Genomic DNA, 22,292 nt, shown 5'->3' with positions numbered 1-22,292 from the left:
CCGCAGCATTACCCGTGGATCGACCCGGCCGGTTACGAATACTTCCGCACCCGCCTCGGTCAAGCGCGACGCGATGTCGAGCACGGTCTGGCGATCACGCTGGAGCACTACAAAACCCGCGAAGGCCAGGAGCGCATGCTGGAAATTCTCCAGTTCAAACTGGACATTCTTTGGAGCATGCTCGATGCCATGAGCATGGCCTACGAACTGAACCGCCCGCCGTATCACAGCGTCACCGAACAACGCGTCTGGCATAAAGGAATCACCTTATGAGTTTCGATCGCAGCAAAGTCCCGACCTGGCGCCCCGGCTACCGCTTCCAGTACGAACCGGCGCAGAAAGGTCATGTGCTGCTCTACCCGGAAGGCATGATCAAGCTCAACGACAGCGCCGCGCTGATCGGCGGTTTGATCGACGGCGAACGCGACGTTGCGGCGATTATTGCCAAACTCGATGAGCAGTTCCCCGGCGTGCCTGAGCTCGGTGACGACATCGAGCAATTCATGGAGGTTGCCCGTGCGCAGCACTGGATCGAACTTGCCTGATTCGTCGGTGCAAGTACCGCCAAAACCTGAGATCGGCCTGCCGCTGTGGCTGCTCGCCGAGCTGACCTACCGCTGCCCGCTGCAATGCCCGTACTGCTCCAATCCACTGGATTTCGCCGAGCAGGGCAAAGAGCTGAGTACCGAGCAGTGGATCAAGGTCTTTCGCGAAGCGCGGGAGATGGGTGCAGCGCAACTGGGTTTTTCCGGTGGCGAGCCTTTGGTTCGACAGGACCTGGCCGAACTGATTCATGAAGCGCGGCAGTTGGGTTTCTACACCAACCTGATCACCTCCGGCATCGGCCTGACCGAGCAGAAAATCAGCGACTTCAAAAAGGCTGGCCTCGATCACATCCAGATCAGTTTCCAGGCCAGCGACGAGCAAGTGAACAACCTGCTCGCCGGCTCGAAAAAGGCCTTTGCGCAGAAGCTGGAAATGGCCCGTGCGGTGAAGGCCCACGGTTATCCGATGGTGCTGAACTTCGTCACCCATCGGCACAACATCGACAAGATCGACCGCATCATCGACCTGTGCATCGCGCTGGAGGCCGACTTCGTCGAGCTCGCCACCTGCCAGTTTTACGGTTGGGCGCAGCTCAATCGTGTCGGCCTGTTGCCGACCAAGGAGCAACTGGTGCGCGCCGAACGCATCACCAACGAATATCGGGCGAAACTGGAAGCCGAAGGGCATCCGTGCAAGTTGATTTTCGTGACCCCGGATTACTACGAAGAACGCCCGAAAGCCTGCATGAACGGCTGGGGCAGTATCTTTCTGACAGTCACCCCGGACGGCACCGCCCTGCCCTGCCACGGCGCCAGGCAGATGCCGGTGCAATTTCCCAATGTGCGCGATCACAGCATGCAGCACATCTGGTACGACTCGTTCGGCTTCAACCGCTTTCGCGGTTACGACTGGATGCCCGAGCCGTGCCGCTCCTGCGACGAGAAAGAAAAAGACTTCGGCGGCTGCCGCTGCCAGGCGTTCATGCTCACCGGTGATGCGAGCAATGCCGACCCGGTGTGCAGCAAGTCCGAACATCACGGCGTGATCCTCAAGGCCCGCGAAGAAGCCGAGACCGCCACCCAAACCATCGAACAACTGGCCTTCCGCAATGAACGAAACTCACGCCTCATCGCCAAGGGCTGAGCCTTTCAGCGCTTCGCAAGCCGTCGCTGCCGGCATGGATTTCGCCGAGCTGCAGCTTGGCGACAACGGGCTGTTCTGGAATGAATATCGCCCGGAAGATGCCGCGTGCCGGATCTGGCATTGGCGTGACGGCGTGGCGAAATGTCTGACGCCGGATGGCTTCAGCGTGCGCAGTCGGGTGTACGAATATGGCGGTGGCGCGTTTTGTCTGACGCCAGATGGGGTGGTTTTCGTCGCTGAGGCGGATCAGCAGTTGTACCGCCAGAAACTCGGTGGCGAGCCTGAAGCATTGACGTCGGGTGAGTGCCGTTATGGCGATGTGCATTTTGCTTTCGGTCAGGTGCTGGCGGTGGAAGAACAGCAAGATCAGCATCGGCTGGTGGCGATTGATCTGGCTGACGGGACGCTGCATTCATTGGCTGAAGGCGCGGATTTTTATGCGGCGCCAATCCTCAGTGCGGATGGCCAGCGCTTGGCGTGGATCGAGTGGAGTCGCCCGCATCAGCCATGGACGTCGACTCGGTTGATGGTGGCTGAGCGATTGACTGACGGGGCATTCGGTTCGCCGCGATGCGTTACCGGTACCGAGGTTGAAGAGTCCATTCAGCAACCGCGATTTGATTCGGAAGGACGTTTGTATTGCCTGACCGATCGCGCCGGTTTCTGGCAGCCGTGGGTTGCGACTGGCGACGGTTTGAAAGCATTGCCTGCTGCGCACGCCGATCATGCGCCAGCTCCGTGGCAACTGGGTGGCTGCACTTGGCTGCCTGTTGAGGATTCGTTTTTAGCCAGTTGGAGCGAAGGTGGTTTTGGCCGCCTGACGCTCGGTGGTGAAGATTTCACCAGTGACTACAGCCGCTTCCGTCATTTGGCGTTGGATGAGCGATTTATCTACTGCATCGCAGCCTCACCGATCAGCCCTTCGGCGGTCATCGCCATTGATCGAACCACGCGAGAAGTGAACGTGCTGGTGGGTGGCGTGGCGCCCTTGCCCGCCGAGCGCATCAGTCGCCCGCAAACCTTGCGCTACCCGAGTGGTTCCGGCGAAGCGTACGGGTTCTTCTATCCAGCCATGAGCGGCGAGGCGAAACCGCCGCTGGTGGTGTTCATCCACGGTGGCCCGACATCGGCCTGCTACCCGATGCTCGACCCGCGCATCCAGTACTGGACGCAACGTGGCTTCGCCGTCGCTGATCTCAACTATCGCGGCAGTAGTGGATATGGCCGGGAATATCGCCAGGCCTTGTACCTGAGCTGGGGTGAGGTGGATGTCGAGGACGCTTGTGCGGTTGTGAGCTATCTCGCCGAGCAGGGTTTGATCGACGGTGAACGCGCATTCATTCGTGGTGGCAGCGCGGGCGGCTACACCACGTTATGTGCGCTGGCGTTCAAACAGGTTTTCCGCGCCGGCGCCAGCCTCTACGGCGTCAGCGATCCGGTCGCGCTGGGCCGGGCGACGCACAAGTTCGAAGGGGATTATCTGGACTGGCTGATCGGTGATCCCGAACAGGACGCCGAACGCTACGCCGCCCGCACACCCTTGCTGCACGCGGGCAACATCCGGGTGCCGGTAATCTTTTTTCAGGGTGAACTGGACGCGGTCGTTGTCCCGCAACAGACCCGCGACATGGTCACGGCACTCGAGCAGAACGGCGTCCCGGTCGAAGCGCATTACTACCCCGACGAACGCCACGGCTTCCGCCGCGCCGCCAATCAGGCGCATGCGCTGGAGCAGGAGTGGAAGTTCTATCGCCAGGTAATGGGGTTGGCGGACTGATCACCGCGCCCCGTTCAAAACCGAGTTGCCGCATTCGCGAGCAGGCTCGCTCCCACATTGAATCTGTGTTGTTCACAAATCCCCTGTGGGAGCGAGCCTGCTCGCGAAAGCTATCTACTTGGCGCCGCAGTACTCAACGCTTGGCGATGATATACACCGCATGCACGATCCCCGGAATATACCCGCACAGCGTCAACAGAATGTTCAACCAGAACGCCCCGCCAAACCCGACCTGCAGAAACACACCCAGTGGTGGCAACAGAATAGCGATGATGATGCGAATGAAGTCCATGGGGCAGCTCCTGAATGGGGGTTGGCTCACTTGAGCCATACAAGCTAATCGACCTGCGCCGTTCGTCAGGGTTCAGTGCAACTGCCATTTCATCGCCACCACCCAACAAAAAAACGCCCCACGCCAAAAGAATCAGGCGTGGGGCGTGCGTTATACCGCGAGACGGTTCTGGAAATCGGGTAGGAAACTTCAGTTCAGACGGCAATCCCTTTGCGGCATTGCAGTTGCGCGGTGCGCACTCGCGAGAAGGCGCGGCCCAGGCGCAGGAGCATTTCGTCGATGTTGGTTTTGCTGACGGTGAGGGCCGGGGTGAAGCGCAGACAGTTGGCTTGCGGGGCGTTGAGCAGCAGGCCTTCGTGCAGGGCGGCGTGGACGACGGCTTCGGCGGAATCGTCTGACAGGGTCAGTCCGTAGAACAGGCCTTGGCCGCGCACTTCTCCGTGGTCGTAGCGGTGCGCCAATCGGGTCAGGCCTTCACGCAGATGTTGGCCGTTGTCGTTGGTCTGTTCGAGAAAGCTGCGGTCTTGCACGCTGTCGAGCACCACCAGACCGGCCGCTGTCATCAGTGCGTTGCCGTGATGGGTGCCGCCGAGTTCGCCCGCTTCGAAACAGCAGGCTTTGCCCCGTGCCAGCAACGCGGCCAAGGGCACACCGCCGCCAAGGCCTTTGCCGAGCACGACGATATCGGCGCGAACGCCGTAGGCCTGTTCGGCGAGCAAGGTGCCGCAGCGGCCGATGCCGGTTTGCACTTCGTCGAGGATCAGCAGAATGCCAAGTTCACGACAGAGACGTTCAACGCCTTTAAGGTAATGGTCGGTGGCTGGGATAACGCCAGCATCGCTCTGGATTGGTTCAAGCATAATCGCGACGGTTTGCGCATCGACCGCCGCGTGCAGCGCCGGCGAGTCGTTGAACGGCACCCGATCAAAACCCGGAAGTAACGGCGCGAAGCGGTTGTGCAGATTGCAGCTGTCCGAGGCGGAAATCGTTGCCAGGCTGCGGCCATGGCAACCCTGTTTCGCAACAATGATCCGCGAGGCGCCACCGCGATGCAGTTGGCCCCATTTGCGCGCCAGTTTGATCGCCGCTTCACAGGCTTCGCTGCCGCTGTTGAGCAAGTACGCCTGATCGCTGGAAGTGGCAGCGCAAAGACGCTCGGCAAGGCTGAGCATGCCGCGATTGTGCAGGTTGAAACCGGGGTTGATCAGCGCCTGAGCCTGGCTGCTGATGGCTTTGACGAGCGCCGAAGGGCTGTGGCCAAGGCTGTTGGCGCCACCGGCCTGGGAGAAGTCGAGGTACGCGCGGTCGTTGCTGTCCCACAACCACGAACCCTGCCCCCGGACGAACACCTGTTGCGGCCGTTCGACACTGGGCATCAGGCGCTCGGCGCTGAGATTTTCGCTGGTTTCAGAGGGATTGTCCTCGAAAGCGAGGTCATCGAGACTCGGCGTCTGACGCCGCAAACTGAACAGATTCATTGAAAAAAACCTCGTTTGAGGTTTTTTGAACTGCCTATGCAAACACTGTCGGAGCGAACGCTATTCATCGCGCTTTCTGGCCCTGTAAGCCTTGTGAATGCGGTTAGACTAGGCGCACTGACGCCTGCGGGCCATTTCGATTTCCCAGCATTTTCGATAAGCGTTACTTATGGATTTCAAACAACTGCGTTATTTCGTCGCGGTCTACGAAGAAGGTCATGTCGGCCGCGCTGCTGAGCGCCTGTCGATCTCGCAACCGGCACTGTCGCAGCAGATCCGCCAACTCGAGCAGAACCTCGACGTCACCCTGTTCGAGCGCAGCAGCAAACGCCTGCTGCCGACCCTCGCCGCGCACACCCTTTACAACCACGCCCTTCCGCTGCTTGATGGCCTGCAGCGGGCGCGCGAGGCGCTAGGCAACTTCAAGGGCCAGGCCCTGCGCACGCTGGCGATCGGCGTGCTGCAAACGGTGCACACCAGTCTGGTCCCGCAAATGCTCGAACGGGTGCGTAAGGCGCAGCCGCATCTGGTGGTGCAGATTTATGAATTGACTGGACTTGAGATCGAGCGGCGACTGCTCAACGGGTCGCTGGATATTGGCATCAGTTATCTACCGCCGCGCCAACCGGGTTTGCATGGCGTGATGCTTTACGAGGATGAACTGACGCTGGTGATCCCGGCGGATCATCCGTTGCGCGAATTCAAAAAGGTCTCGATGCGCCAAGCCGCCGAGTTGCCAATGTTGCTATTGGGCGAAGAATTCCAGATCCGCCAGATCTGGCAGGCGCAACTGACTGCCCTTGGACGCCGTCCGCAGGTGCAAGCCGAGTTGAACAATATGGTGGGGATTCTCGACAGTCTGCCGCACACCAAACTGGCGACGGTGCTGCCAGGGCGTTCGCAGAAGGAATACGATGATCAGGATTTGCTGTGGAAACCTTTGAGCGAACCACGGGTGCCGCTGAAAGTTGGCTTGGTCTGTCGTGATGTTCAGCGTCAGCAGGCGCCTCTGGCGCTGTTGCAGACGTTGCTGGAGGAAGTGATGGAGCGCGAAGTGAAGCCGGCGCTGGATCCGTTGGCCTGACTACTTTTCTTCAGGCAAAAGAAAACCCCGCCGAAGCGGGGCTTTGCAGACTGTTTCCCTGACATCCATTTCACTCCGCCACCCTGGCAGAATCCTACGTGTCCGTGTTGTTGCTTTGCGCTTCCTGCGCGACGTCCATGAAATGTAGATTAGCCGTGGATCCAATCCGCGCATATGGGAGAACAGCAGCACGTCATGTAAGAAAATGCTTACATGACGTTATCTCATCAGAATTGCGCCGCCTCCAGCAGGAACAGCGACTCGCTACCAGCCTTCACCGACGCGCTCAACGAGTGAATTCGCGGCAGCAGACGGGCGAAGTAGAAGCGCGCAGTGCCGAGCTTGCTGGCATAGAAATCATCCTGCTCTTCTTTGCCCGATGCAGCTTTGGCCATCAACGCCCACATGTAGGCGTAGGAAACGTAACCAAACGCTTGCAAATATTCGACCGAAGCCGCGCCAATTTCGTTCGGATTGGTTTTCGCCCGATCCAGCAGCCACGAGGTCAGCTCGTCGAGGGTATCGACCGCCTCGTTCAACGGCTTGGTAAATTCGCCCAGATCGGCGCTCGCCGTGGCGGTGAAGTGGCGGATCTCGTCGGCGAACAACTTATAGAACGCGCCTCCGCTACCGACGATCTTGCGACCGACCAGGTCCAGCGCCTGAATGCCGTTGGTGCCTTCGTAGATCTGGGTGATGCGCACGTCACGCACCAGTTGCTCCTGGCCCCACTCGCGGATGTAGCCGTGGCCGCCGAAAATCTGCTGGCCGTGCACGGTGGTTTCCAGACCCAGATCAGTGAGGAATGCCTTGGCCACTGGCGTCAGCAACGCGACCAGATCTTCCGCACGCTTGCGCGTGGTGGCGTCTTCGCTGAACTTGGCGGTGTCGAGTTGCATTGCCACGTAGGTGGAAAACGCACGGCCACCTTCGTTCGAGGCTTTCATGGTCAGCAGCATGCGCCGCACGTCCGGGTGGACGATGATCGGGTCAGCGACTTTGTCCTTGTTTTGCGCGCCCGTCGGCGAACGGCTTTGCAGACGGTCGCGGGCGTATTCAACGGCGTTTTGATAAGAGCGCTCACCGGTCGCCAGGCCTTGGATGCCGACGCCCAGACGCTCGTAGTTCATCATGGTGAACATCGCGTTGAGGCCTTTGTTCGGCTCGCCGACCAGATAACCGACGGCTTCGTCGAAGTTCATCACGCAGGTCGCGGAGGCCTGGATGCCCATCTTGTGTTCGATCGAACCGCAGTTCGCCGGGTTGCGCGCGCCCAGGCTGCCGTCGGCATTGACCATGAACTTCGGCACCAGGAACAACGAGATGCCTTTCGGGCCCGCCGGGGCGTCCGGCAGTTTCGCCAGTACCAGGTGAATGATGTTTTCGGTGAGGTCGTGTTCGCCACCGGTGATGAAGATCTTCGTGCCGCTGACCTTGTAGGAACCGTCGGCCTGAGGTTCAGCCTTGGTGCGAATAATCCCCAGATCGGTGCCGGCATGCGGCTCGGTCAGGCACATCGAACCGGCCCAGACGCCGGCGTACATGTTCGGCAGATACGCCGCTTTCAGCTCTTCGCTGGCGTGGGCGTTGATCGACAGGCAGGCGCCTGCAGTCAGCATAGGGTACAGACCGAACGACAGGCTGGCGGAGTTGACCATTTCTTCAACCTGCGCCGACACGGCTTTGGGCATGCCCATGCCGCCGTAGGCCGGATCACCGCCAACACCGACCCAGCCGCCTTCGGCGTAAGTCTGATAAGCCTGTGGGAATCCGGCCGGGGTGGTGACGGCACCGTCGGCCCAATGGCAACCTTCTTCGTCAGCAGCGCGGCTCAGCGGCGCGATGCTTTTGCTGGTGACCTTGCCGGCCTCTTCGAGAATGGCTTCAACGGTTTCGGCGTCGACGGTCTCGGCCAGCGCCGGCAGTTCGGCCCAAAGTTTGGCGACCTCGAACACTTCATTGAGGACGAAGCGCATATCGCGCAGCGGCGCTTTGTAGTCAGCCATGGCAAACCTCGCAAGATCTAAACGGTGATTCGTGGAAGGGTGTTTCGTTGAGCCGGAGTGTACCTCAACAACTTTTGCGACACATAGGGTCAACTGGTGACCGATTTGTTATTTTTAGTCACCGAAAAAAGATCGCAGCCTTCGGCAGCGCCTACAGGTAAAACTCGATCCTATGTAGGAGCTGCCGAAGGCTGCGATCTTTTGCTTTTTCCTACAGAGAAAACAGTTCAGCCGGCAGCTTCATCAAACAATCACTCCCCGCCTCGATCGCCGCCCGGTGCGCCACCGTACGCGGCAACAAACGCTTGAAGTAAAACTCGCACGTCGCCAATTTCCCGCGCAGGTAATCCACCTCACCCTCGCCCGCCTCCAGCTGCGCCTGCGCCACCAATGCCATGCGCAACCACAAATAGCCGAGGATGATGTAACCGCTGTACATCAGATAATCCACCGACGCCGCGCCCACTTCATCCGGGTTCTTCATCGCCGCCATGCCGACCTTCATGGTCAGGTCGCCCCACTGCTGATTCAGCTCATTGAGCTGCGCAACGAAACTGCCCAGTTGCGGGTGCTCGGCGTTGGCCGCGCAGAACTTGTGGACGATCTTGGTGAAGCCGCGCAGCAATTTACCCTGACTGCCCAGCACCTTGCGCCCGAGCAGATCCAGCGCCTGAATGCCGTTGGTGCCTTCGTAGATCGGCGCAATCCGACAGTCGCGAACCAGTTGCTCCATGCCCCACTCGCGAATGAAACCGTGGCCGCCAAACACCTGCATGCCGTGGTTGGTTACTTCCAGCCCGGTGTCGGTCATGAACGCCTTGCAGATCGGTGTGAGGAAGGCCAACAGGTCTTCGGCTTCCCGACGCGCCTCGGCATCGCTGCTCAAATGCGCGACATCGAGCAGCTGCGCGGTGAAATAAGTCAGCGCGCGGTTGCCCTCGTTGAAGGCCTTCATGGTCAACAGCATGCGCCGCACGTCCGGATGAACAATGATTGGGTCGGCGGCTTTGTCCGGGGCTTTGGCGCCGGTCAGCGAGCGCATTTGCAATCTATCGTTGGCGTATTTGATCGCGCCCTGGAAACTCGCTTCACCCAGACACAACCCCTGCATGCCGGTACCGAGCCGCGCATGGTTCATCATCGTGAACATGCAGTTGAGGCCCTTGTTCGCCTCGCCGATCAGGTAGCCCTTGGCACCGTCGAAGTTGAGCACGCAGGTGGCCGAAGCCTTGATGCCCATCTTGTGCTCGATCGAACCGCAGGACACGCCGTTACGCTCGCCTGCTTCGCCCGCCGTATCTGGCAAGAACTTCGGCACGATAAACAGCGAAATCCCTTTGGTCCCAGCCGGAGCGTCGGGCAATTTGGCCAGCACCAGATGGATGATGTTGTCGCTCATGTCGTGCTCGCCGGCAGAGATGAAAATCTTGCTGCCGGTGACCGCGTAACTGCCGTCAGCCTGAGGCACGGCGCGGGTCTTGATGATGCCCAGGTCGGTGCCGCAATGGGCTTCGGTCAGGCACATGGTGCCGGTCCATTGCCCGGCGGTGAGTTTGCTCAGATAGGTGTCTTTCTGCTCGGCGCTGCCATGGGCATGGATCGCCGACATCGCGCCGTGAGTCAGCCCCGGGTACATGCCCCAGGACGTGTTGCTGGAGCCAACCATTTCGCTGATCACCAGCCCCAGCGAACTCGGCAGGCCTTGGCCGCCGTAGGTCGGGTCTGCGGCCAGACCGTGCCAGCCGCCCTCGACGTATTGTGCGAAAGCCTGCTTGAAGCCTGTAGGCGTTGTCACCACGCCGTTGTCGAAATGGCAGCCCTCTTCGTCGCCGCTGCGATTGAGCGGTGCCAGAACGTTCTCGCAGAACTTCGCGCCCTCTTCGAGGATCGCGTTGATCATGTCCGGGCTGGCGTCGTGCGCGCCGAGGGCGGCGTAATTGGTGTGGAAGTCGAAGACGTGGTCGATCAGAAAGCGCATGTCGCGCAGGGGAGCTTTGTACTCAGGCATGGTGGCTTCTCCGTCAGCAGATTGCCTCAACCTACTGCCGGCCACCACGCCAAACAATCATTGTGCAGACGCTGAATGCGCCGTCATCACTCAACCTGCGGCCGTGTCCATGCGTACTGCACCGCGACGGTTCTGGCCGAACGCAACCACGCAGTTACGCCCCGCGCCTTTAGCAGCGTAAAGCGCCTCGTCGGCAGATTTCAGGACTTGTTCCGGGTTGCGCTGCTCCACTCGCTCAGCCACGCCGATGCTCACCGTCACCGATACGCTGGAAGCACCCGAGCCGGCGCGGCGCTGACGACCTTGCTGATCGTCCTGTGGACGGTTTTCCTGATTGCGCAATTGAATGCTGTAGGAAGCAATCGACTCGCGGATCACCTCAAGATGCGGCATGCACTCTTCAAGGGTTTTGCCTGCGAACACCAGGGCAAATTCCTCACCACCGTAGCGATACGCCCTACCGCCACCGCTGATTTTCGACAGCTTGCTGGCGACCAGACGCAGCACCTGGTCGCCGACATCGTGGCCGTGGGTGTCGTTGAATTTCTTGAAGTGGTCAACGTCGCTCATCGCCAGCACGTAGTTGCGCCCGAGTCGCTGCATACGTTCATTGAGGGCGCGGCGCCCCGGCAGACCAGTAAGCTCATCGCGGAAGGCCATTTGATAAGCCTCGTGCGCCACAGCAGCCGCGATCATCAACATCACCTGACTGCACATGATGTTCAGGGTGAACGGCAGGATGAAGGTTTTCGGCAGCATCCAGAACACGCCGAGCAAGCCGACCAGTTGCGCCGCGTGCAGCGGGCGCGGGTGGCGCCAGTATTGCCAGGCGAGCAGCAGGAATGCCGAGATGAATACTGGATAGGAAAGCTGGATCAGGCTCATCCACGCGCCGTGCAGCGCCGGCCAACGGATTTCCGAGAGCCACATCAGCAACGCCTGGGGATAACTTTGCTCAAGCCCCAGCGCCACGCTGCCGAAGGCCAGCAACACGGCGAAGCGCGCAACCATGTCCTGAAACAGATGCGTACGTTCCTGCCACGCCGCAAACAGGCCGAACAACAACGGCAGCAGCAAACAGACCAGGTGGAAAACCACCGCAGCGTCTTCGCGGACCTTGCCGTTGTCGCGGTAATAGTCGGTCTGGGTGTCGAGCAAGAAGTAGGCGATGTACACCGTGAGCATCAGAAACAGTTCGCGCTGACGGCGGTAAACCGCGCAATAGGCGCCACCCAACAACAGCACCAACGTCGGCAGCACATTGAACAGCGACGTGAAGAACACGTTGAGGTCTTTGACGTACGCAGCCGCCAACCCCGCGAGTAACAACAGCAGTGAAGGTAGGAAATGGCTGAAACGTACAGCGGAAGAACGCGGCAAGGGTAAAGCTCCGACCCGTCATATCAAAGAGATGGCATTGTGCCTGCAATCTGGCCAGTTAAGCACACACAATGTGATCCAGATCACACGCAGTCTCTATAACGGCAGAAAACCCGAGTATCTGAGCGATTTGCCAAGTTTTTTGCCCGATTTGCCAAGCTGGCCACCATCACTGATGGCCAGGCCTGGAAATATTCCTTACAGATCGTTGTAGAACGGCAGTAATGGCCCCTCCGTCGTGCTTCGCCCCTCAGCGCCGTAAGGCTTGAGATTGAGCGAAGCGTCCGCTGCCTGGCGGGTGGTGACTTTCGGGCTGGCGGGCCGTTGGGTCACCGCGTTTTCATCACCGATATGGCCTTGCGGGATGACCAGCGACGGATGATCGAAAGGCGCCCGCTCCCACGCCACACGTGGGTCGGTCAGTCCGACTTCCATGAATTTCACCAAGGCGTCGATCTCATCGGACGTCAGGTTGAGATTGGTCATGTCCGGATCGAGGTTCGAGGTGTTGTGCTGATTCGCCGAAGGGTGCTCGAAACCGCTGGTGTTGTTCGCGTCTTCGCCACGGCGATCACCGCCACGGTTGTAAAACTCCATGACCTGTTTAAGCGTGGCACGGCTGCCGTTGTGGAAGTACGGCCCGGTCAGCGCGATGTTGCGCAAGGTCGGGGTTTTAAAAGCACCATCGACCGAATCGCGGAAGCCGACATTGGGCTTAAGCGTGGCGTCGCACGGAATCGCTGCGCTGAGTGGCGCTTCGAAGGTGCAGACATCGACGTCCAGCGGATCGGGAATACTGCCACCCTGCAGCAATTTGTTGTATTGGCGACTGAACGACCATGGGTTGCCCCAGGCATCCGAGCCACCGAGCGCCAGATCCTCGGAAGTCGGGCGCACGCCGGTGTTGTAGAAACCGTTGTCGTAGAGGGTGGTGAGGTTGTCGGCCATGACCATGCGTTCGATGCGTTCACGCGGGTGCATCAGCAAACGGCTGGCGGCGTTGGTCAGCTCCGCGCCGCCATGGCAGTTGACGCATTTGCCCTTGCCAAGGAACAGGTTCATGCCTTGGACCTGCTGCGCGCTCATCGCGGTGGAGTCGCCTTGCAGATAGGCATCGATCGGCGCTTGGTCGGAGATCAGGGTGGATTCGTACATCTGAATCGCCAACCCGAAGAACAGCGGGAAGTTGGCTTCCATCTGCGTATACGGCGCACCGCCCACCAGCACATTTTGCGTGGCATTCCACAGGCGTGGCTGGAAGGCGTTTTTGATCAATTCGCGATAGGTCGGACGCCGCGCGCCGGACACCGAGGCCAGTACGGAGTCGTTGGAGGAAATCCGCTGTTGCTTGAGCATCAACTGATCAAGCATGCGCCGGCCGATATCGGCGAAGGTGCGACCGCCGCAGGACATTTCCACTGCGCTGCCCGGCGGGCCCACGGCTTGCGAGGCGGCAGACGCGTCGTTCAGCGCCAGCCTGACTTTCGTTGCCACGGGACTGCGCTCGCTGGTCACGTAAATCCCGGCATCGGGGTCACGATTGCCGAACGGCGAGAAACCGTTGAACACGTTGTTCGCGCGACCATCCCAGAAGTTGCGCACGTTGAACGCGGCGTTGATCACCGACGGCGCGTTACGCCCGGTGCTGCGGCGCACGTTGATGCCGCCGACCTGAAAAATGCCGTCGGGCTGCTGGGTGCATTTGTCGAAACGTGGCTGGTTGGGTTTGACGAAATTGGCATCGAATACACCTTGAGAACCGACCACGTCGTCGCTCGAATACACGATCGGCGAATTGCGCTCCAGCGGATTGCTCAGCACATGCGTCGGGAAGTCGGTTTTTTTCAGCGTGTAGTTCGGCCCGCCCTTGCCGCCGGACAGCGTCGCGTAGGACGCCACGTCACCGGGAATGTCCGACGCGACAAAGGGCTTGTTGAAAATCGAGGCGACATTGGCGTTGGTGTGCGCCTGGCCGGGGTTGAGCTGGTTGGTGATGCGGTGATCGACGCCCGCGTGGTAGTGGCAGGACGCACAGGCCGTGGCGCCGTCGCTACCAACTTCCATGTCCCAGAACAGCGCTTTGCCGAGCAGGATCGCGGCGGAGCGGTTGAGCACGTAGTCGGTCATCAGGTCGACCTTACGCCCCGCCTCGATTCCAGAGGGATCGGGGGGAACCATGCCACGCAAGGATTGCAGGCTTGGCACCTCCGGAACAGGCGGATCCACTACGGCGGGATCTGCCGCCATGGCGTTGGAGGCAGCAAGTGTAAGGGCTAACCAGACAAGTCGGCAGATGTTCATGTGCTTCACCCTGACGTTGTTGTTATGCGTTTTGCCGGGCGAGAGGCGTCGTGGAACAGCACAGGATTTCTCGTGAGCGCCGGTTAATCTGCGCAGTGCAATTAATTGGCCATCCCATCGAGAAACATTTTGAATCAATAAACGCTGGGGCTAGGCGCTGTCAGCTCACCGTTTCTGCTGGGGAAACGTCCCCAGTGTTGGGGGTAAATCCAGCGCAAAAAAAACCGCCGCCCCCAAAGGAGCAGCGGTTTTTGAAAAGACTGCGTTAAGGCTTAGTAGCCCAGTGCGAAGTCTTCTTCTTTCATGTCCATCAGGTTATTGGCGCCCGACAGCATGGTGGCCACGTGCGTACGGGTACGCGGCAGGATGCGCTGGAAGTAGAAACGCGCGGTTTGCAGCTTGGCGGTGTAGAACGCCGCGTCGCCGGTACCTTCTGCCAGCTTCTCTGCAGCCAGACGTGCCATGTCGGCCCAGAAGTAAGCCAGGCAGGCATAACCGGAGTACATCAGGTAGTCCACCGAGGCCGCGCCAACTTCTTCGCGATCTTTCATGGCAGCCATACCGACCTTCATGGTCAGCTCGCCCCATTCCTTGTTGATCGCGGCCAGCGGTGCGACGAATTCTGCAACGGCTTCGTTGCCTTCGTTGTTCTGGCAGAACTTATGGACGATCTTGGTGAAGCCTTTCAGAGCTTCGCCTTGCGTCATCAGCACTTTACGGCCCAGCAGGTCGAGTGCCTGGATACCGGTGGTGCCTTCGTACAGCATCGAAATGCGGCTGTCGCGAACGTTCTGCTCCATGCCCCACTCAGCGATGAAGCCGTGGCCGCCGTAGATCTGTACGCCGTGGTTGGCGGACTCGAAACCGACTTCGGTCATGAACGCCTTGGCGATCGGGGTCATGAAGGCCAGCAGTGCGTCGGCTTTCTTCTTCTCTTCTTCATCGACGCCGTATTTGACGATGTCGACCTGTTTGGCGGTGAAGTACACCATCGCACGGTTGCCTTCGGCGAAGGCCTTCATGGTCAACAGCATGCGGCGTACGTCTGGATGCACGATGATCGGGTCAGCGGCTTTTTCCGGCGCTTTCGGGCCAGTCAGCGAGCGCATTTGCAGACGATCGCGAGCGTATTTCAGGCCGCCCTGGAAACCGATTTCGGCGTGGGCCAGACCTTGCAGCGCGGTACCCAAACGTGCGGTGTTCATAAAGGTGAACATGCAGTTCAGGCCTTTGTTCGCCGGGCCGATCAGGAAACCGGTGGCGCCGTCGAAGTTCATCACGCAGGTGGCGTTGCCGTGAATGCCCATCTTGTGTTCCAGCGAACCGCAGCTCACTGCGTTGCGCTCACCGACAGTGCCATCGGCATTCGGCATGAACTTTGGAACGATGAACAGCGAGATGCCTTTGGTGCCAGCCGGTGCGTCCGGCAGGCGAGCCAGCACGATGTGGACGATGTTGTCGGCCATGTCGTGTTCGCCGGCCGAAATGAAGATCTTGGTGCCGGAAACTTTGTAGGAACCGTCGGCCTGAGGTTCGGCCTTGGTGCGCAGCATGCCCAGGTCGGTGCCGCAGTGCGGTTCGGTCAGGCACATGGTGCCGGTCCATTCGCCGGAAACCAGTTTGGTCAGATAGGCTTCTTGCTGCTCTGGGGTGCCGTGCTCGGAGATGGTGTTCATCGCGCCGTGCGACAGGCCTGGGTACATACCCCACGACCAGTTGGCTTCGCCAACCATTTCGCTCACGGCCAGACCCAGCGACTCCGGCAGACCTTGGCCGCCGTGCTCGACGTCGTGCGCCAGGCTTGGCCAGCCGCCTTCGACGAATTGCTTGTAAGCCTCTTTGAAGCCCGTCGGGGTCTTCACGCCGGACTCGCTCCAGGTGCAACCTTCGAGATCGCCCACGCGGTTCAGCGGTGCCAGTACCTGCTCACAAAACTTGGCGCCTTCTTCGAGAATGGCGTCAACCATGTCCGGAGTTGCGTCTGCGCAAGCCGGAAGGCTCTGATAGTGCGCTTCGTAGCCGAGCAGTTCGTCACGAACGAAGCGAATATCACGCAAGGGGGCCTTGTAGTCAGGCATAGCGATAAACCTCTGCTGATGTAACCGGGAATGAACGACCGTGTTGATTTGTTGTGACGGTCAAACAGTTGTTTGAAACATACGTTTACGCCGAAATCTTGTCAAGCATCGATCTTTTGCCGTTCGTCATCAGATCTTTCAAACGCCGGACACAGCAAACCGCCATGAGCTCGAACAAGCCACGGGCGCTGAAAAAAGATTAGTTGAGGGAGAAGGACTTACAACGAAAAACGCCGCGACAAGGCGCGGCGTTCAAGAAGCAGATTGCGAAAAATCAGGCAAACGTATCGATGATCGTGCCGAGCATTTCGTCGGATGCCTTGGCGACTTTCACGCCCAGCTCCACCTGAAATTTGCCTTGGGCCATTTGAACCATGTCGCTGCCCAGGTCCATTTGCTGGCTGCGATCCACACCACGCAGCCGATCGACCTGCGCTTCCGAAGACTGGCTGGTAACCGAACGCTCGATGGTGTTGTTGGCAATCTGGCTGGCAGCCTGATCGACGCGGTTCTGTCCGCTCTGAATCGAACTCAGACCTGCATAAAAAGCTGTGTTACCGGAGATTTCCATAACGGTTCTCATCCTTGGGAAGGATCAATGACGCCATTGAAGCAGAGGCGTCAGAAAAACACCCGTCAAAAACACTAATGGCACAGTGCCTGCCCATAGAGAAAAGCTTAGTCGAGCAGATCCAGTTGCAAATGATCCGCCACCGCTTCCGCGCTCAAGGTCTTGAGTTTAGGCACGCGCCCCAGACACGGCGCCGGAATCCGCTCGGCCAACGTCGCGAGGTTTTCTTCCAGCCGCGACGTCTTCGGATCGATTATATTCGCCACCCATCCTGCCAATTGCAGCCCATCGCGAGCAATCGCCTCGGCTGTCAACAAGGCATGACTGATGCAACCCAGCCGCACGCCCACCACCAGAATCACCGGCAACTTCAGCGCAATCGCCAGATCCGACAGATTATCCTGATCGGCCAATGGCACCCGCCAGCCGCCCGCGCCTTCGATCAGGGTGAAATCGGCATTCATCGCCAGAATCTCACGCATCGGCGCCAGCAGCGATTGCACCGTCAGCGCCACCCCCGCCTCCCGCGCCGCCAGATGTGGGGCAATCGCTGGCTCGAATGCCACCGGATTGACCTGTTGATAACTCAGCGGCAACGAACACTCCGCCAGCAACGCCAACGCGTCGGAGTTACGCAACCCCTTCGGCGTCACCTCGCACCCGGAAGCGACCGGCTTGCCCGCCGCCGTGCTCAACCCGGCGGACCGCGCCGCATGCAGCAATCCGGCGGCAACGGTGGTCTTGCCGACGTCAGTGTCCGTTCCGGTGATGAAATAGGCTGCGCTCATACGGGTTTCTCCAACACGGCGTAGACCACCTGATAAGTCGCCGGCAATCCCGACGCCTCACGGAACTGCTCGTATGCTTCGACCAACCCGAGAATCCGCGCCCGCCCGGTCAAACCACCCGGCCGCCCGGGATTCAGATTGTGCGCACCCAAAGCTTTCAATTCATGGGTCAAGCTGCGCACATCCGGGTAATGCAGCACATGCGGCCGATTTTCCAGGCTCAGCGTGCGCAAACCACTTGCCGCACATAACTGCTCATAGCAGGCGAACTCGCGGAAGCGGTTGACGTGCACCAACCCGTCGACCTGCCGCCAACTGTCGCGTAACTCCAACAGCGTCCCTACACAAAGACTAGCAAACGCAAAAATCCCACCCGGTTTCAGCACGCGAAAGGCTTCGCTGAGCACCGCATCGAAATTCGCACACCACTGCACCGCGAGGCTGGAGAAAATCAGGTCGCAGGTCGAATCCTGCAGTGGCAGCCGCTCCGCATCGCCAGCAATGAAATGCTCGGCACCGCCCAACGGCCGCGCATGCTCAAGCATGCCTTCAGCGATATCCAGCGCCAAACCGTGGCCCTCGGCGAAACGCGAGGCCAGTGCCCGGGTGAAATAACCGGTGCCACAGCCCAGATCCAGCCAACGCGACGGTACAAAACCCGTCGGCAAGCGTTGAAGCAACTGTGTACCAACATCACGTTGCAACTCGGCGACGCTGTCGTAACTGGCCGCCGCGCGGGAGAAAGAGGCCGCGACCTGACGCTTGTCAGGCAAGCCGCCAGGCAGCACAAGAGACAAATCAGTCATCACCGCACTCATGTAAAAAAGCCTGGATAGCGCCCGCCAGTCCGTGGGGGTCTTCCAGAAGAAACGCATGACAGGCCTGTTCGATCAGACCCATTTCGATATCCGGCAACAGGGCGAACAACGCCCCCGCCGCTTCCGCCGGGACCAGAGCGTCCTGTCCGGCGAACAGATGAAATTGCGGGCCGCGATAGGCTTGCAGCGCTTCCCGGGTGTCCAGTTGCGCGAGCAATTCCAGTCCCGCCATCAATGCAGCCGGCGCCGTGTGCGGTGCGCCGCCGAGCATCAACCGCGACAAGCCGCGCGGATCTTGTGCACCTTGGGCACACAGCAGCGAAAAGCGTTTGAGGGTCATCCGCGGATCGGCCTGACAACCGGCGAGAAACGCATCGAAAGTCTCGCCCGACATCGCACTCGGCCACTGCTCATGAGCAACGAAGGAAGGATTGCTCGCCAGCGTCAGCAAACCGCAGCAACGCTCGCCACGGCGCGCCGCCAATTCGGACGCGAGCATGCCGCCCAGCGACCAGCCACCGAGCCAGACGTCTTGAGGAATGCTCTCATCGAGTTCATCGAGCCAGTCTTGCAGGTCGCTGGAATCCAGCTCTGGCAACGGCTCGATTTCAACCTTCAGATGTTCGTCGAGCCCTTGCAATGCTGCGGCCAGAGGCTCCATCGGCGACACGCCGAGGCCCCAGCCGGGCAGCAGGATCAGTCGATTACGCATGGCTTGGCTCCGACGACAGTTGGGCAAAGCAATCGGCCAGTCCCTCTAACAATAGCTGCACCTGCGCCTCACTGTGGGCAGCGGTCAGGGTCACGCGCAGACGAGCGCTGCCGGCAGGCACGGTCGGCGGACGAATCGCGGTGACCATCAAACCGCGCTCGCGCAGCATCTGCGACAGCCGCACCGCGCGCCCGGCATCGCCGATCATGATCGGCTGGATCGGCGTAAAGCTGTCCATCAGCTCCAGGCCGATCTGCTCGGCGCCCTGGCGGAACTGGCGAATCAAGGTCTGCAGATGCTCTCGGCGCCAATGTTCAGTGCGCAGCAGCTCGAGACTTTTCAGCGTTGCACACGCCAGCGCCGGCGGCTGGCTGGTGGTGTAGATGTACGGACGGGCGAACTGGATCAGGCTTTCGATCAGCTCTTCGCTGCCCGCGACAAATGCCCCCGCCGTGCCGAAGGCTTTGCCGAGGGTGCCGACCAACACCGGCACATCCTCCTGACTCAATCCGAAATGCTCGACGATGCCGCCGCCATTCGCACCGAGCGGGCCGAAACCGTGAGCGTCATCAACCATCAACCACGCACCTTTGGCCTCGGCTTCGCGGGCCAAGGCCGGCAGGTCAGCGAGGTCACCGTCCATGCTGAATACACCGTCGGTGACCACCAGTGTGTTGCCGGTGGCTTTCTCCAAGCGCTTGGCCAGGCTCACCGCGTCGTTGTGCAGATAACGATTGAAACGCGCGCCGGACAATAACCCCGCATCCAGCAACGACGCGTGATTGAGGCGATCTTCCAGCACCGTATCGCCCTGCCCGACCAGCGCCGTGACCGCGCCAAGGTTGGCCATGTAACCGGTGGTGAACAGCAGCGCACGCGGGCGCCCGGTGAGATCAGCCAGCGCTTCTTCCAGTGCGTGATGCGGGCTGCTGTGGCCGATCACCAGGTGCGAGGCACCGCCACCGACGCCCCAATGCTCAGCGCCGGCACGCCACGCCTCTATCACTTGCGGGTGATTGGCCAGACCGAGGTAATCGTTGTTGCAGAAGGCGAGCAACGGTTGGCCGTCGACCACCACTTCCGGCCCCTGCGGGGATTCGAGCAGCGGTCGCTGGCGATAAAGATTTTCGGCACGACGGGCAGCAAGGCGTGCGGCGAGATCGAAAGACATGCAGGCCTCGATTTTTTAATGACACACATCCTATGTAGGAGTGAGCCTGCTCGCGATGGCGGTCTTTCAGTCGACATCTTTTTTGAATGTCAGACCGCGATCGCGAGCAGGCTCACTCCTACAAGGGTTTTGCATTTCATTCCGTGGGAGCGGCGTTGCCGTCAGACGGCGGCGTTGTAGAACTGCTCGCTGCTCTTCTGCTCCACCAGCGCCTGCTCGATCGCGGCCTGATGCACCTCATCGGAATGCTCTTCACGAGCCTCCGGCTGTATGCCCAGACGCGCAAACAATTGCATGTCCTTATCGGCCTGCGGGTTGGCCGTGGTCAGCAACTTGTCGCCGTAGAAAATCGAGTTGGCACCGGCAAAAAACGCCAGAGCCTGCATCTGCTCGTTCATCGCTTCGCGGCCGGCGGACAGGCGCACGTGGGATTGCGGCATGAGGATGCGAGCGACGGCGAGCATGCGGATGAAGTCGAACGGGTCGACGTCTTCGGCGTTTTCCAAAGGTGTACCGGCGACCTTCACCAGCATGTTGATCGGCACCGATTCCGGATGCTCTGGCAGGTTGGCCAACTGGATCAGCAGATTGGCGCGGTCATCCAGTGACTCGCCCATGCCGAGGATGCCACCGGAGCAGATTTTCATCCCCGACTCACGCACGTAGGCCAGCGTTTGCAAACGCTCGCTGTAGGTACGGGTGGTGATGATGCTGCCGTAGAACTCAGGCGAGGTATCGAGGTTGTGGTTGTAGTAATCGAGACCGGCCTTGGCCAGCGCTTCGGTCTGATCCTGATCGAGACGGCCGAGGGTCATGCAGGTTTCCAGTCCCATGGCTTTCACGCCTTCGACCATTTTCAGCACGTACGGCATGTCTTTCGCCGACGGATGTTTCCAGGCTGCGCCCATGCAGAACCGCGTCGAACCGATGGCCTTGGCGCGGGCAGCCTCTTCGAGGACCTTCTGCACTTCCATCAGCTTTTCTTTTTCCAGGCCGGTGTTGTAGTGACCGGACTGCGGGCAGTACTTGCAGTCTTCCGGGCAGGCGCCGGTCTTGATCGACAGCAGGGTCGAGACCTGCACGCGGTTGGCGTTGAAATGTGCGCGGTGCACCGTTTGCGCCTGGAACAGCAAGTCGTTGAAGGGCTGTACGAAGAGTGCTCTGACTTCGGCCAGAGACCAGTCGTGACGCAGGGTGGCAGTGGTGCTCGCGCTCATGGGTAGTTCCTTGGTTATGCTTGGCTGGCGGCTGCGGGAACGGAATACCCACAGGCGCGACACGGATGTTCGGCATATTTAAGGAAGAGTCATGCGCTGTCAACCACGATACGAAGGACCGGTTTACATCTGTTTAAATAATGTACAGATCTGCCTGCTTTGCGATGAGCCGGCAGAGGCACATATGCCAATCTGCGTGGACTGTGAAACGGATCTGCCCTGGCTTGGCGAGCAGTGCATGACCTGCGCTTTACCTTTGGCCGCAGCGGGCCTGACCTGCGGCGAGTGCCTGCTAGAGCCGCCGGCGTTCGAACAGGTGGTGGTGCCATGGTTGTATGGCTTCCCGGTCGACAGTTTGATTACGCGTTTTAAACACAACGCAAAATGGCCGTTTGGCCACCTGCTCGCCGACGTTCTCGGGCAATACCTGCAACATCGCTTCGATGAGGGTTTGCCGAGGCCGGATGCGTTGTTGCCGGTACCGCTGGCGAAACAGCGCCTGCGTCAGCGCGGTTTCAATCAAGCGACGATGTTGGCGCGCTGGTTGAGTCAGTCGCTGGATCTGCCGTGCGAAGAACAGGTTCTGCGGCGAGTCAAGGAGACCGACGCCCAACAGGACCTCGACGCCAAGGCGCGTAAACGCAATCTGCGCAATGCTTTCAACCTCATGCCGGATGCGCAGATAAAAGACCGACATTTCGCGCTGGTTGACGACGTGTTGACCACTGGCGCTACCGCACAGGCTCTCGCCCGGTTGCTGATTAACGCTGGCGCTGCGCGGGTTGATGTCTATTGCTTGGCCCGCACGCCAAAACCCGGAAACTGAAGCCAACGCAATGTTCATGTGGGAGCGAGCCTGCTCGCGAAGGGGCCAGCACATTCCACATTTTTGCTGGCTGACACTCCGCTTTCGCGAGCAGGC

19 protein-coding genes are annotated in these 22,292 nt (G+C 59.9%); 6 read left to right on the top strand and 13 right to left on the bottom strand.

Annotation, left to right across the window (positions count from 1 at the left end):
* The 4 genes from ACWR1S_RS12250 to ACWR1S_RS12235 all read left to right on the top strand — a co-directional run.
* Positions 1-273, top strand: a 273-nt coding sequence (locus ACWR1S_RS12250; RefSeq protein WP_454563661.1) for a thiaminase II/PqqC family protein, incomplete at its 5' end; no start/stop codon positions are given.
* Positions 270-545 (top strand): pyrroloquinoline quinone biosynthesis peptide chaperone PqqD, encoded by a 276-nt coding sequence (gene pqqD / locus ACWR1S_RS12245; protein ID WP_007910068.1) that lies wholly within the window; start codon positions 270-272, stop codon positions 543-545. The genes ACWR1S_RS12250 and pqqD, both read left to right, overlap by 4 nt.
* Before the next feature lie 7 nt (positions 546-552).
* Complete coding sequence (gene pqqE, locus ACWR1S_RS12240; RefSeq protein WP_454563662.1) at positions 553-1,689, top strand: pyrroloquinoline quinone biosynthesis protein PqqE; 1,137 nt, start codon at positions 553-555, stop codon at positions 1,687-1,689.
* Positions 1,655-3,466 (top strand): S9 family peptidase, encoded by a 1,812-nt coding sequence (locus ACWR1S_RS12235; RefSeq protein WP_454563660.1) that lies wholly within the window; start codon positions 1,655-1,657, stop codon positions 3,464-3,466. Before pqqE ends, ACWR1S_RS12235 begins: the two co-directional genes overlap by 35 nt.
* 133 nt (positions 3,467-3,599) lie before the next feature.
* On the opposite strand, the gene ACWR1S_RS12230 is transcribed toward ACWR1S_RS12235, so the two are convergent.
* Together ACWR1S_RS12230 and ACWR1S_RS12225 are read right to left on the bottom strand one after the other, a co-directional pair.
* On the bottom strand, positions 3,600-3,758 hold the full coding sequence (locus tag ACWR1S_RS12230) for a YqaE/Pmp3 family membrane protein (protein ID WP_003228885.1): 159 nt from the start codon (positions 3,756-3,758) through the stop codon (positions 3,600-3,602).
* A gap of 194 nt (positions 3,759-3,952) precedes the next feature.
* On the bottom strand, positions 3,953-5,236 hold the full coding sequence (locus ACWR1S_RS12225; protein ID WP_454563659.1) for an aspartate aminotransferase family protein: 1,284 nt from the start codon (positions 5,234-5,236) through the stop codon (positions 3,953-3,955).
* Positions 5,237-5,405: 169 nt separating this feature from the next.
* Here ACWR1S_RS12225 and ACWR1S_RS12220 point away from each other — a divergent pair, with 169 nt between their 5' ends.
* Entirely contained in the window at positions 5,406-6,320 is a 915-nt protein-coding gene (locus ACWR1S_RS12220; protein WP_077574788.1) for a LysR family transcriptional regulator, read from the top strand.
* A 227-nt stretch (positions 6,321-6,547) separates the two neighbouring features.
* Here the strand turns inward: ACWR1S_RS12220 and ACWR1S_RS12215 are convergent, their stop codons facing one another.
* The 11 genes from ACWR1S_RS12215 to bioB all read right to left on the bottom strand — a co-directional run bounded on the left by ACWR1S_RS12215 (position 6,548) and on the right by bioB (position 21,370).
* Positions 6,548-8,326 (bottom strand): acyl-CoA dehydrogenase C-terminal domain-containing protein, encoded by a 1,779-nt coding sequence (locus ACWR1S_RS12215; protein WP_454563658.1) that lies wholly within the window; start codon positions 8,324-8,326, stop codon positions 6,548-6,550.
* 211 nt (positions 8,327-8,537) lie between these two features.
* A complete protein-coding gene (locus ACWR1S_RS12210; protein ID WP_454563657.1) occupies positions 8,538-10,334 on the bottom strand; it encodes an acyl-CoA dehydrogenase C-terminal domain-containing protein in 1,797 nt (598 codons plus the stop codon).
* Positions 10,335-10,424: 90 nt separating this feature from the next.
* The gene (locus ACWR1S_RS12205; RefSeq protein WP_454563656.1) at positions 10,425-11,714 is read right to left on the bottom strand and encodes a GGDEF domain-containing protein; all 1,290 of its coding nucleotides are present in this window, start codon (positions 11,712-11,714) and stop codon (positions 10,425-10,427) included.
* 198 nt (positions 11,715-11,912) lie between these two features.
* A complete protein-coding gene (locus tag ACWR1S_RS12200; RefSeq protein WP_454563655.1) occupies positions 11,913-14,015 on the bottom strand; it encodes a cytochrome-c peroxidase in 2,103 nt (700 codons plus the stop codon).
* 272 nt (positions 14,016-14,287) lie between these two features.
* Positions 14,288-16,093 (bottom strand): phenylacyl-CoA dehydrogenase, encoded by a 1,806-nt coding sequence (locus tag ACWR1S_RS12195; RefSeq protein ID WP_454563654.1) that lies wholly within the window; start codon positions 16,091-16,093, stop codon positions 14,288-14,290.
* 274 nt (positions 16,094-16,367) lie between these two features.
* A complete protein-coding gene (locus ACWR1S_RS12190; RefSeq protein WP_093429944.1) occupies positions 16,368-16,664 on the bottom strand; it encodes a pyrroloquinoline quinone biosynthesis protein PqqE in 297 nt (98 codons plus the stop codon).
* A 107-nt stretch (positions 16,665-16,771) separates the two neighbouring features.
* A complete protein-coding gene (gene bioD / locus ACWR1S_RS12185) occupies positions 16,772-17,452 on the bottom strand; it encodes a dethiobiotin synthase (protein WP_435038247.1) in 681 nt (226 codons plus the stop codon).
* The gene (gene bioC / locus ACWR1S_RS12180; protein WP_454563653.1) at positions 17,449-18,258 is read right to left on the bottom strand and encodes a malonyl-ACP O-methyltransferase BioC; all 810 of its coding nucleotides are present in this window, start codon (positions 18,256-18,258) and stop codon (positions 17,449-17,451) included. Before bioC ends, bioD begins: the two co-directional genes overlap by 4 nt.
* Entirely contained in the window at positions 18,251-18,982 is a 732-nt protein-coding gene (locus ACWR1S_RS12175; protein WP_454563652.1) for an alpha/beta fold hydrolase, read from the bottom strand. Before ACWR1S_RS12175 ends, bioC begins: the two co-directional genes overlap by 8 nt.
* Positions 18,975-20,153 (bottom strand): 8-amino-7-oxononanoate synthase, encoded by a 1,179-nt coding sequence (gene bioF / locus ACWR1S_RS12170; RefSeq protein WP_454563651.1) that lies wholly within the window; start codon positions 20,151-20,153, stop codon positions 18,975-18,977. Before bioF ends, ACWR1S_RS12175 begins: the two co-directional genes overlap by 8 nt.
* Before the next feature lie 161 nt (positions 20,154-20,314).
* Complete coding sequence (gene bioB, locus ACWR1S_RS12165) at positions 20,315-21,370, bottom strand: biotin synthase BioB (RefSeq protein WP_038363255.1); 1,056 nt, start codon at positions 21,368-21,370, stop codon at positions 20,315-20,317.
* A gap of 91 nt (positions 21,371-21,461) precedes the next feature.
* On the opposite strand from bioB, the gene ACWR1S_RS12160 reads away from it, so the two are divergent.
* Positions 21,462-22,196 (top strand): phosphoribosyltransferase family protein, encoded by a 735-nt coding sequence (locus ACWR1S_RS12160; protein WP_454563650.1) that lies wholly within the window; start codon positions 21,462-21,464, stop codon positions 22,194-22,196.
* Positions 22,197-22,292 lie beyond the last annotated feature (96 nt).

The organism is Pseudomonas sp. AIG (genome assembly GCF_977020205.1).
The sequence above is the reverse complement of the archived record's forward strand: the minus strand, read 5'-3'. Positions and strand labels throughout refer to the sequence as shown.

Bases quoted from the DNA above. Each gene is read 5' to 3' on its own strand.
- ACWR1S_RS12190 (WP_093429944.1), bottom strand. From the start codon at position 16,664: ATGGAAATCTCCGGTAACACAGCTTTTTATGCAGGTCTGAGTTCGATT.
- ACWR1S_RS12230 (WP_003228885.1), bottom strand. From the start codon at position 3,758: ATGGACTTCATTCGCATCATCATCGCTATTCTGTTGCCACCACTGGGT.
- pqqD (WP_007910068.1), top strand. From the start codon at position 270: ATGAGTTTCGATCGCAGCAAAGTCCCGACCTGGCGCCCCGGCTACCGC.
- ACWR1S_RS12175 (WP_454563652.1), bottom strand. From the start codon at position 18,982: ATGCGTAATCGACTGATCCTGCTGCCCGGCTGGGGCCTCGGCGTGTCG.
- ACWR1S_RS12210 (WP_454563657.1), bottom strand. From the start codon at position 10,334: ATGCCTGAGTACAAAGCTCCCCTGCGCGACATGCGCTTTCTGATCGAC.
- ACWR1S_RS12225 (WP_454563659.1), bottom strand. From the start codon at position 5,236: ATGAATCTGTTCAGTTTGCGGCGTCAGACGCCGAGTCTCGATGACCTC.
- bioD (WP_435038247.1), bottom strand. From the start codon at position 17,452: ATGAGCGCAGCCTATTTCATCACCGGAACGGACACTGACGTCGGCAAG.
- ACWR1S_RS12160 (WP_454563650.1), top strand. From the start codon at position 21,462: ATGCGCTGTCAACCACGATACGAAGGACCGGTTTACATCTGTTTAAAT.
- bioF (WP_454563651.1), bottom strand. From the start codon at position 20,153: ATGTCTTTCGATCTCGCCGCACGCCTTGCTGCCCGTCGTGCCGAAAAT.
- ACWR1S_RS12195 (WP_454563654.1), bottom strand. From the start codon at position 16,093: ATGCCTGACTACAAGGCCCCCTTGCGTGATATTCGCTTCGTTCGTGAC.
- bioB (WP_038363255.1), bottom strand. From the start codon at position 21,370: ATGAGCGCGAGCACCACTGCCACCCTGCGTCACGACTGGTCTCTGGCC.
- ACWR1S_RS12200 (WP_454563655.1), bottom strand. From the start codon at position 14,015: ATGAACATCTGCCGACTTGTCTGGTTAGCCCTTACACTTGCTGCCTCC.
- ACWR1S_RS12215 (WP_454563658.1), bottom strand. From the start codon at position 8,326: ATGGCTGACTACAAAGCGCCGCTGCGCGATATGCGCTTCGTCCTCAAT.
- bioC (WP_454563653.1), bottom strand. From the start codon at position 18,258: ATGACTGATTTGTCTCTTGTGCTGCCTGGCGGCTTGCCTGACAAGCGT.
- ACWR1S_RS12220 (WP_077574788.1), top strand. From the start codon at position 5,406: ATGGATTTCAAACAACTGCGTTATTTCGTCGCGGTCTACGAAGAAGGT.
- ACWR1S_RS12235 (WP_454563660.1), top strand. From the start codon at position 1,655: ATGAACGAAACTCACGCCTCATCGCCAAGGGCTGAGCCTTTCAGCGCT.